This is a genomic window from Cupriavidus sp. L7L, from assembly GCF_004353535.1.
Taxonomy (GTDB): Bacteria; Pseudomonadota; Gammaproteobacteria; order Burkholderiales; family Burkholderiaceae; genus Cupriavidus; species Cupriavidus oxalaticus_A.
Map to the genome: position 1 here is coordinate 1 of NZ_SMNY01000217.1, position 942 is coordinate 942.

Consider the following 942-nt stretch of genomic DNA (forward strand, 5'->3'; position numbering starts at 1 on the left):
AGCGGGCGGTACAACTTTCTCTCGCGGTCTCTTTTAGCGTAGGTCTCTCGCTCGCAGCAAATGCCGCGGAATTTGCATCTGTGAATGGTGACGCCGCCGCGATGCTTGGCAAGACCATTGTGGGTGTGGGAAAGCTTGAGAAAGTTGAAGGCGCCGATGGTGCGGATGGAATGATCGTCAAGCTCGGACAGTCTTGTGTTCGAACAATGGGCCGGATTTTCCCCTTCGCGACCAATACCACCGCTGCAGCGCTTATTCTTGCCGACGAGCGGCTAAGCATTTGGATTGCCACCTTTGAGTCTCTCGGCCAGGAACTAACCGTTCGCGTCTCACCCGGAGCAAAAGTGCCATGCGTCGCAGCTCAACGGAATCCGCGGGACGCTGTTGATCAGCAACTGGATTTCAACCGCCGCTTTTGGGATCAGATGAATGCGGAACAAGAGGCGACAAGAAATCAACTCCGTAACCTACAGAAACGCGGGACAACGCCTTGATCGCGCACTCGTACTTGGGTGACATAACTGAGGCGGATCATTCTTTCAATTGTCCGGGCGCCGGGGCGTTTTCTTTCACGCTGTTTGCCGTTCGGCCTCCCCGCCCTGGAAGCCAACCAGCCACTGCGTGCCGTGATCAAAGAGGTAGGCGACGACCGTTCGATGTTTCTGGATGCCGTCAACTACCTTGAGGGCCGAGCGGAAATTCGGATATACCTTGGCAAGGCCGGGGGTGACCGCGTACTCGTAGAACATGACGCCGGGCTGTGGTTCACTAGCACTTACGACAAATTCGTCGCTGTCGGGAAGATGCACGACATATCCCACGAACTTGCATGACTCCGGAAACCCCATGCTGGCACTTATGGATTCAGGAGTGGGCTGCGATGACACAGCGACCCGCACACGCTGATCGCGACTACCGCGACGTCTGGCTTCACCCATCTAT

General features: G+C 56.3%; 2 protein-coding genes. One reads left to right on the forward strand and one right to left on the reverse strand.

Translation table 11 applies throughout. The features are described from left to right. Positions 1-494 (forward strand): hypothetical protein (locus tag E1J61_RS37775; protein WP_165971651.1); only part of this gene is annotated, 494 nt, incomplete at its 5' end. Positions 495-569: 75 nt separating this feature from the next. On the opposite strand, the gene E1J61_RS37260 is transcribed toward E1J61_RS37775, so the two are convergent. Next, positions 570-809 (reverse strand): hypothetical protein, encoded by a 240-nt coding sequence (locus E1J61_RS37260; RefSeq protein WP_133098706.1) that lies wholly within the window; start codon positions 807-809, stop codon positions 570-572. Positions 810-942: the final 133 nt, after the last annotated feature.